This is a genomic window from Microbacterium sp. CnD16-F (assembly GCF_024124465.1).
GTDB lineage: Bacteria > Actinomycetota > Actinomycetes > Actinomycetales > Microbacteriaceae > Microbacterium > Microbacterium gawkjiense.
Genome location: NZ_JAMXSA010000006.1, coordinates 83719 through 94030 on the forward strand (window position 1 = coordinate 83719; position 10312 = coordinate 94030).

The 10312-nt window shown below is 71.7% G+C and carries 13 protein-coding genes and 1 pseudogene; all 14 read right to left on the reverse strand.

Annotation, left to right across the window (positions count from 1 at the left end; translation table 11 throughout):
- Positions 1-42 precede the first annotated feature (42 nt).
- Positions 43-1014, reverse strand: coding sequence for a prolipoprotein diacylglyceryl transferase (lgt, locus tag NH287_RS03225; protein WP_253034450.1), 972 nt, complete (start codon positions 1012-1014; stop codon positions 43-45).
- A 10-nt stretch (positions 1015-1024) separates the two neighbouring features.
- Positions 1025-1825, reverse strand: coding sequence for a tryptophan synthase subunit alpha (gene trpA, locus NH287_RS03230; RefSeq protein WP_217531885.1), 801 nt, complete (start codon positions 1823-1825; stop codon positions 1025-1027).
- A complete protein-coding gene (gene trpB, locus NH287_RS03235) occupies positions 1822-3081 on the reverse strand; it encodes a tryptophan synthase subunit beta (RefSeq protein ID WP_253034451.1) in 1260 nt (419 codons plus the stop codon). Before trpB ends, trpA begins: the two co-directional genes overlap by 4 nt.
- Positions 3078-3854 carry an indole-3-glycerol phosphate synthase TrpC gene (trpC, locus tag NH287_RS03240; protein WP_217531889.1) on the reverse strand — a complete coding sequence of 259 codons (777 nt, stop codon included), beginning with the start codon at positions 3852-3854 and terminating at the stop codon, positions 3078-3080. The genes trpB and trpC overlap by 4 nt, the downstream gene beginning before the upstream one ends.
- Position 3855: 1 nt before the next feature.
- A complete protein-coding gene (locus NH287_RS03245) occupies positions 3856-4083 on the reverse strand; it encodes a DUF6704 family protein (RefSeq protein WP_217531891.1) in 228 nt (75 codons plus the stop codon).
- A gap of 86 nt (positions 4084-4169) precedes the next feature.
- Entirely contained in the window at positions 4170-4760 is a 591-nt protein-coding gene (locus tag NH287_RS03250; protein ID WP_217531893.1) for a Trp biosynthesis-associated membrane protein, read from the reverse strand.
- Positions 4757-5116, reverse strand: a complete 360-nt coding sequence (gene hisI / locus NH287_RS03255) for a phosphoribosyl-AMP cyclohydrolase (RefSeq protein WP_064002052.1) — start codon at positions 5114-5116, stop codon at positions 4757-4759. The genes NH287_RS03250 and hisI overlap by 4 nt, the downstream gene beginning before the upstream one ends.
- Positions 5113-5877, reverse strand: a complete 765-nt coding sequence (gene hisF, locus NH287_RS03260; RefSeq protein ID WP_253034452.1) for an imidazole glycerol phosphate synthase subunit HisF — start codon at positions 5875-5877, stop codon at positions 5113-5115. Before hisF ends, hisI begins: the two co-directional genes overlap by 4 nt.
- A gap of 1 nt (position 5878) precedes the next feature.
- Complete coding sequence (gene hisG / locus NH287_RS03265; protein ID WP_217531897.1) at positions 5879-6721, reverse strand: ATP phosphoribosyltransferase; 843 nt, start codon at positions 6719-6721, stop codon at positions 5879-5881.
- A 45-nt stretch (positions 6722-6766) separates the two neighbouring features.
- On the reverse strand, positions 6767-7030 hold the full coding sequence (locus tag NH287_RS03270; protein WP_064002055.1) for a phosphoribosyl-ATP diphosphatase: 264 nt from the start codon (positions 7028-7030) through the stop codon (positions 6767-6769).
- 52 nt (positions 7031-7082) lie between these two features.
- Entirely contained in the window at positions 7083-7766 is a 684-nt protein-coding gene (gene rpe, locus NH287_RS03275; RefSeq protein WP_217531899.1) for a ribulose-phosphate 3-epimerase, read from the reverse strand.
- Between the two features lie 32 nt (positions 7767-7798).
- Positions 7799-9151: a transcription antitermination factor NusB gene (locus tag NH287_RS03280; RefSeq protein ID WP_253034453.1), complete on the reverse strand. Its 1353-nt coding sequence runs from the start codon at positions 9149-9151 to the stop codon at positions 7799-7801.
- Positions 9148-10080: a methionyl-tRNA formyltransferase gene (gene fmt / locus NH287_RS03285; RefSeq protein ID WP_253034454.1), complete on the reverse strand. Its 933-nt coding sequence runs from the start codon at positions 10078-10080 to the stop codon at positions 9148-9150. The genes NH287_RS03280 and fmt overlap by 4 nt, the downstream gene beginning before the upstream one ends.
- An 8-nt stretch (positions 10081-10088) precedes the next feature.
- Positions 10089-10312 (reverse strand): annotated as a pseudogene (locus NH287_RS03290) (primosomal protein N'); the annotation flags it as partial.

Here is a 10312-nt window from a genome sequence, read left to right on the forward strand (position 1 = left end):
TCACATGGGTGCTCAACCTGGGACGACGTCGGCCCTGCGGTGCTATCGGGTGGTGACTGAGCTTGTGGCCGAGTCGGAGGATTCTTCGGACGCGGGGGGTGCGCTCACGTCGACGAAGTCATCGGTTCCCTGCGAATGTACCGCGCCCGGAGGCGTCCATTCGCGTCCCGGCTGATACGGCGACGGCTCGAACCCGGGGTGCCGGCGCTTCTGCACGATCATGATGACCAGACCCACGACGACGCCGAGGATCGCGGCCCACACGTTGGTGCGCAGACCGAGGTAGACCTCGCTCGGGTCGATGCGGATGGACTCCCACACGATGCGACCGGCGCAGTACCAGACGAGGTAGAGGCCGAACAGCCGGCCCCACTGCAGACGGAAGCGGCGACCGGCCGCGGCGATGATGATCACACCCATGACGTTCCAGATGACCTCGTAGAGGAAGGTCGGGTGGAAGAGGGTGCCTTCGGGCAGACCCGCCGGCCAGGCCGGGTTCGGGTACCTGATCTCCAGGCCCCACGGCAGGTCGGTGGGCAGGCCGTAGAGCTCCTGGTTGAACCAGTTGCCGAAGCGGCCGAACGCCTGCGCCAGCAGGAGCGCGGGCGCGAGCGCGTCGGCGAAGGTCCAGAAGCGGATGCCGCTCCACTTGCAGCCGAGCCACGCACCCACGGCGCCGCCGATCAGGGCGCCGAAAATGGCGATGCCGCCCTCCCAGATGCGGAAGATCGCCCACAGGTCCTTGTCCTCGCCGAAGTAGAACCCCGGGTGCGTGAGGACGTGGAAGATGCGTGCGCCGATGATGGCCAGCGGCACCGCGAGCAGCGCGATGTCGATGACGACCCACGGCTCCGCGCCGCGCTTGGTCAGACGGCGGTTGGTCCAGAACGTGGCCACCACGATGCCCGCGAGGATGCAGAGGGCGTAGAAGTAAATCGTCAGTGGGCCGAGCTGGAACGAGTTGATCGGCGGGCTGGGGATGCTCGCGACGACGGAGAGGGCTGCAGAAGTCACGACGGCGAGTCTACGCGGTGCCCGGACGCGGACCTGCGCCGCGGGACAGCTCACGGGTCGTCGCGGCGAGGCCGTCCACACCGCCGTCGCGGAGCGCGCGCACGAGCGCGGTGCCCACGATGGCGCCGTCGGCGTAGTCGAGGACACCGTCGACTTGGTCGGCCGTCGAGATGCCGATGCCGACGCAGGCGTTCTCGACGCCGTGCGCGCGCAGGCGATCGACGAGGGCGCGGGCCGCGGCATCCAATTCCGTCCGCTCCCCCGTGATGCCCATCGTCGAGACGGTGTACACGAAACCGGTGGAGTGCTCGGCGATCATCCTGATGCGCTCGTCGGTCGAGGACGGTGCCGCGAGGAAGATGCGATCGAGCCCGGTGCGCTCGGACGCGGCGATCCACTCGGCCGCTGCGTCGGGCGTGATGTCGGGGGTGATGAGTCCCGCACCGCCGGCGGCGGCGAGGTCGTCGGCGAACCGGTCCACGCCGTACTGGAACACAGGATTCCAGTACGTCATGACGACGATCGGCACATCGACGCGTTCGGCGATGGCGCGGACGGCCGTGAACGTGTCGCGGAAGCGGAAGCCCGCCGCGAGGGCGGCCTGCGTGGCCTCCTGGATGACGACGCCGTCCATGACGGGGTCGGAGTAAGGCGGGCCGAGCTCGAGGATGTCCGCGCCGTTGTCGGCCAGGGCCACGGCGGCGTCGATGCTCGTCTGCAGGTCGGGGTATCCGATCGGGAGGTAGCCGACGAACGCGCCCCGACCGGATTCCTTCGCGGCGGCGATCGCGGCGGCGACGCGCGAGGTCACAGCTCGACCCCTTCGCCGCTGCCGTGCTCGGGGTCGGCCGGGATCTCGACGGGCTCCTTGTCGGCGTCGTACAGCTCGAACCAGCGCGCGGCGGTGTCCATGTCCTTGTCGCCGCGGCCGGAGAGGTTGACGGCGAGGATCGCGCCCGGACCGAGCTCGCGGCCGATGCGGAGTGCGCCGGCGAGGGCGTGCGCCGATTCGATCGCGGGGATGATGCCCTCGGTGCGGCTCAGCAGGCGCAGCGCCTCCATGGCCTCGGTGTCGGTCGCGGGGATGTACCGCGCGCGGCCGATGCTCGCGAGCCACGCGTGCTCGGGCCCGACGCCCGGGTAGTCGAGGCCGGCGGAGATCGAGTGCGACTCGGTCGTCTGCCCGTCCTCGTCCTGCAGGACGAAGGTCTTCGCACCGTGGAGGATGCCGGGACGGCCGCGTTCGATGGACGCCGCGTGCTTCGGCGTGTCGACGCCGTCACCGGCAGCTTCCACTCCGTACAGCGCGACGCCTTCGTCGTCGAGGAACGCGTCGAACATGCCTATCGCGTTCGACCCGCCGCCGACGCACGCGATGACGGCGTCGGGGAGGCGGCCGGTTTCGTCGAGGAGCTGCTGACGCGCCTCCTCGCTGATGACCTTCTGGAAGTCGCGCACCATCGCGGGGAACGGGTGCGGGCCCGCGGCGGTGCCGAAGATGTAGTTGGTCGTCTCGACCGAGGCGACCCAGTCGCGGTACGCCTCGTTGATGGCGTCCTTGAGGGTGCGGGAGCCGGTCGTGACCGGCACGACCTCAGCGCCCAGCAGCCGCATCCGAGCGACGTTGAGGGCCTGGCGCTCGGTGTCGACCTCGCCCATGTAGATCGTGCACTCGAAGCCGAACAGCGCGGCGGCGGTCGCGGTGGCGACGCCGTGCTGGCCGGCGCCGGTCTCGGCGATGACCCGCTTCTTGCCGAGCTTCTGCGTGATGAGCGCCTGACCGATCACGTTGTTGATCTTGTGCGACCCGGTGTGGTTGAGGTCCTCGCGCTTGAGGAAGATGCGTGCGCCGCCGGCGTGCTCGGCGAACCGTGGCACCTCGGTGAGGGCGGAGGGCCGCCCCGCGTAGACGTTCAGCAAGCGGGCGAACTCGGCCGCGAAGGCGGGGTCGGCCTTCGCGTCCTCGTAGACCGCCGTGAGCTCGTCGATCGCCGCGATCAGCGACTCGGGCATGTATCGCCCGCCGAACTCGCCGAAGAAGGGACCGTTCACTGCGCGAAGACTCATGAGCCTGCCTCCAGGAAGGCGGCGAGCGTCGACACGGGGTCGTTCGTGACGAGCGCTTCGCCGATCAGGACGACGTCGGCGCCGGCGCCGCGGTAATGGGCGACGTCGGCGGGTGAGAGCACGGCGGACTCGGCGATCTTGATCACGCCGTCCGGCAGCTCGGGGGCGAGCCGGCCGAAGAGGTCCCGGTCGAGCTCGAAGGTGGAGAGGTTGCGGGCGTTGACACCCACCAGGCGCGCGCCGATGTCGCCCGCGCGCGCGACCTCTTCGGCGGAATGGGTCTCGACGAGCGGCGTCATGCCGAGTTCGACGACGAGGTCGTACAGCTCGGCCAGCACGCGCTGCTCGAGACCCGCCACGATGAGGAGAACGAGGTCGGCGCCGGCGGCGCGGGCCTCGAACACCTGGTACGGCGTCGCGATGAAGTCCTTGCGGAGCACCGGGAGGGTGACGGCTGCCCGCACCGACTCGAGGTCGGCGAGCGAACCCTTGAACTTGCGCCCCTCGGTGAGCACCGAGATCGCGGACGCTCCCCCGATCTCGTAGCGACGCGCCTGCAGCGCGGGATCGGGGATGTCAGCGAGATCACCGCGCGACGGGCTCGCGCGCTTGACCTCGGCAATGATCTTGACGCTGTCGGCGGGGGCGAGAGCGGCCAGCGCATCGATGGCGGCAGGCTGCGCGAGCGCGAGCTTCTCCACCACGGCCAGGGGGCGGACGGTCTCCCGCTCCCGTGCATCCTCCACCGCGCCGGCCGTCAGGTCGGCGAGCACGTCAGTGCTGCTTCGAGACGGTCTTGGATCCGCCGACGCCGTAGCCCGCCTTGGTCATGATGTAGCCGACGATGAGGCCGATGACCAGCAGGACGACCGAGAGCCAGACCATGAGCGGCATCTCGAGGAAGAAGAAAACGGTGCCGATCGTCAGGGCGATGAGCATGATGACGACCGTCGTCCATGCCGCCGGGGAGTGTCCGTGGCCGGGGTCCTCGATGCCGCTCATTGTTCTCCTTCGCATGCAGGTTCGGGGCGGCCGGAGCCGCACCACCAGTCTAGCGGGGCGGGCACCCTCCCCCCGCCCCGGACGCGTCAGCTCGTCGGATCCTCACCGCGGGACAGGTCGTCCCAGGAATCGATGCTGTCGCGGGGGCCGGTCCCCGCGGCCCCCGTCGTGCGGTACTTGCGGCCGCCGGCGCTCCACCGGTGGGCGGTCGCGAGGATGAGGACGCCGCCCAGCACGATGAGGACGGATGCCGCGGCCGTCACCCCGGGCCAGGGCGTCGCCGTGATCCCGGACACGATGCCGGAGATACCCTGCGCGCCGCTGAGGCCCGTGGCATCCGTCACCGGCCCTGCGACGGCGTCGATGGGCTGCTCCGCTGCGATGCGGTACGAGCCCCAGCCGAGCCCCGCCCCCAGGCCGATCGCGACGACCGCGAAGACGTAGCGGAGCGCACGCCCGACGATCGTGAGCGCGAGGCCGAGCGCGAGCGCGGCGAGGCTGAGCGGCGCGAGCACCGCCAGCGCGTCGGCGCCGGGGACCGGGACCGCGAGCTGCGAGCCGTCGTTCAAGGTCGCGTTCAGCCAGGTCTGGGTCGACCCGATGATGCCGACCGCGCCGCCGAGGAGGATCGCCAGCACGGCGGACAGCCGCATCCGGCGCGCGGTGGCCTCGGTCACGAGAACTCGCCGATCACGGGGTCGAGGTCGTCGGCGTCGAAGCACGTGCGGTCGCCGGTGTGGCAGGCGGCCCCGACCTGCTCGACGCTCACGAGGAGGGTGTCGCCGTCGCAGTCGAGGCGCACGCCGCGGACGAACTGCGCGTGGCCGGAGGTGTCGCCCTTGCGCCAGTACTCCTGCCGCGACCGGGACCAGAACGTCACGCGACCCTCGGTGAGCGTGCGGCGGAGGGCCTCGGCATCCATCCACCCCAGCATGAGGACCTCGCGCGTGTCGTGCTGCTGCACGATCGCGGGCACGAGGCCGTCGGCGTTGTAGACGACCCGCGCCATGCGTTCGTCGATCGATCCGGTCATCGCCGCACCTCCACACCCGAGGCCGCGAGGGCCTGTTTCACGTCGCCGACGGTCAGCTGGCCGGAGTGGAAGACGGATGCCGCGAGCACCGCGTCGGCGCCGGCCTCGATCGCCGGGGCGAAGTGCGCCGCGTCGCCGGCGCCGCCCGAGGCGATCACGGGCACGGACGAGACCTCGCGCATGAGGGCGACGAGCTCGAGGTCGAAACCGTCCTTCGTACCGTCCGCGTCGATCGAGTTGACGAGGAGCTCGCCCGCACCGCGCTCGATCGCCTCACGCGCCCAGGCGAGCGCGTCGAGGTCGGTCAGGGTGCGGCCGCCGTGGGTCGTGACGGCGAACCCGGAGGCAGTGTGCGGTGCGCGCTTGACGTCGAGCGACAGGACGAGCACCTGCGTGCCGAACCGGTCGGCGATCTCGCCGAGGAGCTCCGGCCGCGCGATGGCCGCCGAGTTCACGCCGACCTTGTCGGCACCGACGCCGAGGAGGCGGGCGACGTCCTCGGCCGAGCGCACGCCGCCGCCGACCGTGAGTGGGATGAAGACCTGCTCGGCGGTGCGCTGCACGACGTCGTAGGTCGTGTCGCGCGCGTCGACGGTCGCGGTGACGTCGAGGAAGGTGATCTCGTCCGCACCCTGCTCGTAGTACCGGCGGGCGAGTTCGACGGGGTCGCCCATCTCGCGCAGGTTCTCGAAGTTGACGCCCTTCACGACCTTGCCGGCGGCCACGTCGAGGCACGGGATGACCCGGCAGACGAGCGACACGTCAGAGCCTCGCGTTGTGGATCGCCGTCACGAGGATCGCGCGGGCGCCGATCTCGTACAGCGCGTCCATGACCTGGTTCACGGTCTTGCGCGGGCTCATGACGCGCACGGCCACCCACTCCGGGTCGCGCAGCGGCGAGATCGTCGGGGACTCGATGCCCGGGGTCAGCGCGACCGCCTGGTCGACGAGGTGCGCCGGCAGGTCGTAGTCGATGAGCACGTAGCGGCGGGCGACCATCACGCCGCGCAGGCGCCGCAGCAGCGTCTCGGTGCCGGGCGCCTCGGTCGGGGCGCCGATGAGGACCGCCTCGGACTCGAGCAGGACGGGGCCGAAGATCTCGAGCCCGGCCTGGCGGAGCGTCGTCCCCGTCGAGACCACGTCGGCGACGGCATCCGCCACCCCCAGCTGCACGGCGGACTCGACCGCTCCGTCGAGGGGCACGAGGTCCACAGCCACGCCGTGCTCGTCGAGGTAGCCGTCGACGAGGCCCGGGTAGGCCGTCGCGACACGCAGACCATCGAGGTCGGAGAGCTCGGTGAAGCGTCCCGGAGGACCGGCGAATCGGAACGTCGAGCCGCCGAAGCCGAGCTGCTCGATCTCGCGGGCCCCCGGCATCCGGGCGTCCAGCAGCAGGTCGCGGCCGGTGATCCCGACGTCGAGCGCGCCGGAACCGACGTAGGTCGCGATGTCCTTCGGACGGAGGTAGAAGAACTCCACGTCGTTGACGGGGTCGATGACGTGGAGGTCCTTGGGGTCACGTCGGCCGGTGTACCCGGCTTCGGCGAGCATCCCCGCCGTGGTCTCGGCGAGCATGCCCTTGTTGGGGACGGCGATGCGCAGCATGGAACGTCTTTCGGTGTGAGGTATGCGGACGGCGGGAAGGACCGATCAGAGATGTCGGTACACGTCCTCGAGCGTCAGCCCCTTCGCGAGCATCAGCACCTGCAGGTGGTACAGCAGCTGCGAGATCTCCTCGGCCGTCTCGGCGTCGGACTGGTATTCGGCGGCCATCCAGACCTCGGCCGCCTCTTCGACGATCTTCTTGCCGATCGCGTGGACGCCCCGGTCGAGCTGCGCGACGGTTCCGGATCCCTCGGGACGGGTCTGCGCCGTCTCGGTCAGCTCGGAGAACAGTCCGTCGAAGGTCTTCACACCATCCAGGGTACCGGCACGGCGCCGCGGTCCGGTTCCCGTGACGATGCCGTCAGTGCCGGTGAGCGGATGCCGCGGCCGACCGGAGGGCGCGGATCGCCGCGCCGGGGTCCTCGGCGCCGAACACCGCGGAGCCCGCCACGAACGTGTCGGCCCCGGCCTCCGCCGCCTGCGCGATGGTCGACTCGCCGATACCGCCGTCGACCTGCAACCAGACCTGCGACCCGCGCCGGCGCGCCTCGTCGGCCAGGCGACGGAGCTTCGGCATCTGGTCGGCCATGAAGCTCTGCCCGCCGAAGCCGGGCTCGACGGTCATCACGAGGATCTGGTCGAACTCGTCGAGCACGTCGAAGAGCTGCTCGACGGGGGTCGCCGGCTTCACGGCGACACCGGCGCGCGCCCCGATGTCACGCAGGCGCCGCGCGAGCGCGACGGGTTCGGCGGCCGCTTCGAGGTGGAAGGTGACGGATGCCGCGCCGATCTCGGCGTAGCCCGGCGCCCACCGGTCGGCGTCGCTGATCATGAGGTGCACGTCGAGCGGCACCGGACTGGTCGCCTGGATGCGCTCGACCATCTGCGGGCCGAACGTCAGGTTGGGGACGAAGTGGTTGTCCATCACATCGACGTGGACGAAGTCCGCCGACGCGATGCGGGCGAGCTCGGCCTGCATGTTCACGAAGTCGGCGGCGAGGATGCTGGGGTTGATGCGTACGTCGGAATGGGCCACGTCAGCCATTATCCCGGCGCCCCGTCGTCTTTCCTGCAGGGTCACGAACGGCGCAGGAGCCAGATCGACATGGCGTCGGTCGCGTGACGGTGCGGCCACAGCTGCGCGCGACCGGAACCGTCGGCCGGTGCGGCGAGATCGATGTCGCCGCCGGAGATCTCACGGAGCACCGCGCGGGCGTCGAGCTGGGTGATCTCGGCGCCGAAACGACGCTCGACCTCGGCCACCACACCCGCCGTCTCGGCCAGGTGCGGGGAGCACGTGACGTAGGCGACGACCCCGCCGGGAGCGAGCGCATCGACCGCCGCGGTGAGGAGCTCGGTCTGCAACTGCGTGAGCTCGGGGACGTCGGCGGGGGCCTTGCGCCACCGCGCCTCGGGGCGCCGACGGAGGGCACCGAGTCCGGTGCACGGCGCGTCGACGAGGATGCGATCGTAGACGCCCCGCCCGGCACGCGAGCGGCCGTCCTCCTCCGACACCGGCACCTCGAGCGGGACCGCGGCGACCGACTGGCGCACCAGTCGCGCGCGTGCCGGGGAGAGCTCGTTCGCCTCGAGCCGGGCGTCGTGCGCGACCGCCTCGGCCGCGAGGACCGCCGTCTTGCCGCCCGGAGCGGCGCACAGGTCGAGCCAGCGCTCGCCCTTGCGGACGGGCAGCGCACGGGACAACGCGAGGGCGGCGAGCTGGGACCCTTCGTCCTGGACGCGCACAGCGCCGCCCGAGGCGCGCACGATGCGATCGGGGTCACCGCCGGCGAGCCGGAAGCCCAGCGGCGAGAACGGCGTGCGATCGGCGTCCGCCGGGATCTCGCCCACGCCCGGGAGGGCCGACAGCGTCACCGTGGGCGCGGCGTTGTCCGCCGCCAGCAGGTCGAGCAGCTCCGCCTCGCGCCCCTCCGCGGCGAGGGCGCGTCGGAAGGCGCGGATGATCCAGACGGGATGGGCAAAGCGCACCGACAGCCGCTCGTCGTCGGAGCGGGCAGCATCCTCGATGCGCGACAGCCACTCCTCCTCGTCCCGCTCGGACACGCGGCGCAGGACGGCGTTCGCGAAACCCGTCGCACGACGTCCGGCGACGCGCCCCACGAGGTCGACCGTCTCGTGGACCGCGGCGTGCGCGGGGACGCGCGTCGCCAGCAGCTGATGCGCCCCCAGCCGCAGCGCGTCCAGGACGGCGGGGTCGATGCCCGAGACCGGGCGTGCCGCGGCGATCTCGATGATCGCGTCGTAGGTGCCCACCCGGCGGAGCGTGCCGTAGGTGAGTTCGGTGGCGAGGGCGGCATCCGCCGTCGACAGACGGGCACGCTCGAGTTCTCGCGGGAGCAGGAGGTTGGCGTAGGCGTCCTCCGCACCGACCGCGTGGATGACGGTGTACGCGACGTCACGCGCGGTCACGAGGACTCCCCCGGCAGGTCGGCGCGCGGATCGTCGGACCGGAGGCCACGCCACCAGTCCGCGGCGGGCATGGCGCCCTTGCCGGCCGGCTGAACGGTGCGCAGGAGCAGCGTCCCCTCCCCCGTCCCCACGAGCACGTCCCGGCCGACGAGAGCGAGCCGGCCGACCTCGAGGTCGATGTCGGGACCGCGCAGGGCGGCATGGACCTTCACGCGGGCGCCGCCGACGGAGAGGTGCGCGCCGGGTTCGGGGGTCGTCCCGCGGAAGCGGTCGACGACCCGGTCGGCGGGCTGCGTCAGGTCGAGCGCACCGTCCGCCTGCGTGAGCTTGGGCGCGAGCGTCGGCTCCCCCTGCTGCGGGGTCGGGGCGGCGGTGCCGTCATCGATCGCGTCGACGACGCCGGACACCAGCTGAGCACCCGAGACCGCCAGGTCGGCGAGCACGTCACCTGCGGTCGCCCCGCGCGGGACGTCGTAGCGCATCTCGTCGTACACGTCGCCCGCATCCAGGGCCGGGACGAGCTGGAACACGGCGGCGCCCGTCACCCGGTCGCCCGCGATGAGCGCGTGCTGCACCGGCGCGGCGCCGCGCCACTTGGGCAGCAGCGAGAAGTGCAGGTTGATCCATCCGTGCCGGGGCGTCGAGAGCAGGGGCTCCCGCACGAGACCGCCGTACGCGACGATGACACCGAGGTCCGCGCCGAGGGCGGCGATCTCGGCGGTCGCCGCTTCGTCGAGCCGGTCGGCCTTGACGACGGTCAGTCCGAGCTCCTCGGCCGCCACCGCGACCGGGGACGGCGTCAGCACGCGCTTGCGTCCGACGGGGGCGTCGCGACGGGTGACGACGCCGACGATCTCGTGGGACGAAGCCGCGAGGGCGCGGAGCGAGGGGACGGCCGGTTCGGGGGTTCCGGCGAAAACGACGCGCATTCAGGTCCTCACAGATCGAGCTCGGGCACATCGAGCCGAACCCTGAGTGTAGTCCGCGGCCCCGGACCCCGCCGTCGACCGCGGACGGCGTCGGCGACGACCGAGGCCCGCAGCTGCTCGGCCACCGCCCGCCCGTGCGCGTAGTCGACCCGCACCAGCGCACGCGCGCCGTCGTCGGTCGGCACCGGCCCCAGCACGCTGAGGGGACCCAGGCCCGGAACCGCCTCGCGCA

Coding starts and splice junctions, on each gene's coding strand:
- trpB (WP_253034451.1), bottom strand. CDS start 3,081: ATGAGTCTTCGCGCAGTGAACGGTCCCTTCTTCGGCGAGTTCGGCGGG.
- fmt (WP_253034454.1), bottom strand. CDS start 10,080: ATGCGCGTCGTTTTCGCCGGAACCCCCGAACCGGCCGTCCCCTCGCTC.
- hisI (WP_064002052.1), bottom strand. CDS start 5,116: ATGACCGGATCGATCGACGAACGCATGGCGCGGGTCGTCTACAACGCC.
- rpe (WP_217531899.1), bottom strand. CDS start 7,766: ATGGCTGACGTGGCCCATTCCGACGTACGCATCAACCCCAGCATCCTC.
- NH287_RS03245 (WP_217531891.1), bottom strand. CDS start 4,083: ATGAGCGGCATCGAGGACCCCGGCCACGGACACTCCCCGGCGGCATGG.
- hisG (WP_217531897.1), bottom strand. CDS start 6,721: ATGCTGCGCATCGCCGTCCCCAACAAGGGCATGCTCGCCGAGACCACG.